Origin of the sequence: Pseudothauera rhizosphaerae (assembly GCF_004801305.1) — a bacterium.
In the GTDB taxonomy this organism is placed as follows: domain Bacteria; phylum Pseudomonadota; class Gammaproteobacteria; order Burkholderiales; family Rhodocyclaceae; genus Pseudothauera; species Pseudothauera rhizosphaerae.
On record NZ_SSOD01000040.1, the window covers coordinates 1 to 899 of the forward strand.

Genomic DNA, 899 nt, shown 5'->3' on the forward strand with positions numbered 1-899 from the left:
GTGCGCGGCATGGTGAGCCTGTATGAACCCGACTCCGGGCGCATCTTCATCCACCGCAGCGTCGGCCTCACCGAGGAGGAGGCCGCCCGCGGCATCTACGCCCCCGGCGAGGGCATCATCGGCCGCGTGGTCGAGACCGGCCAGCCCATCGTGGTGCCGCGCATCTCCGAGGAGCCGGCGTTCCTCAACCGCACCGCCACCCAGCGCGACGACCGGCGCCTCTCTTTCCTGTGCGTACCCATCATGCGCGGCAAGAAGGTCATGGGCACCATCAGCGCCGAGCGCCCCTACGACAACCGCCAGCTCCTGAAGCTCGACGCCGAGATCCTCTCCATCCTCGCCGCGGCCACCGCCCAGGCCGTGGAACTGCACCTGCTGGAACACGTCCACAACGCCGCCCTCGAGAACGAGAACCGGCGCCTGCGCCAGGCCCTGGAAAGCCGCTTCAAGCCCTCCAACATCATCGGCAACTCCAAGGCCATGCAGGAGGTGTATCGGTTGATCGAGAAGGTCACCCGCTCCAAGACCACGGTGCTGATCCTGGGGGAAAGCGGGGTGGGCAAGGAGCTGGTGGCGAGCGCCATCCACTACAACAGCCCCAACGCCTCCGGCCCCTTCGTCAAGTTCAACTGTGCGGCGCTGCCCGAGAGCGTGATCGAGAGCGAACTCTTCGGCCACGAGCGCGGCTCCTTCACCGGCGCGGTCAATCGGCGCCAGGGGCGCTTCGAGGAGGCCGACGGGGGCACCATCTTCCTCGACGAGGTGGGCGAGCTGTCGCTGCCCATGCAGGCCAAGCTCCTGCGCGTGCTGCAGGAGAAGAGCTTCGAGCGGGTGGGGGGCAACGCCACGATCCAGGTGGATCTGCGCATCCTGGCGGCCACCAACCGGGACCTGCGGGC

Annotated in this window: 1 protein-coding gene; it reads left to right on the forward strand. The window is 68.1% G+C overall.

Annotated elements, in window-relative coordinates; all coding sequences use genetic code 11:
• A partial coding sequence (locus E6O51_RS21655) for a sigma 54-interacting transcriptional regulator (protein ID WP_136387109.1) occupies positions 1-899 on the forward strand: 899 nt, incomplete at both ends.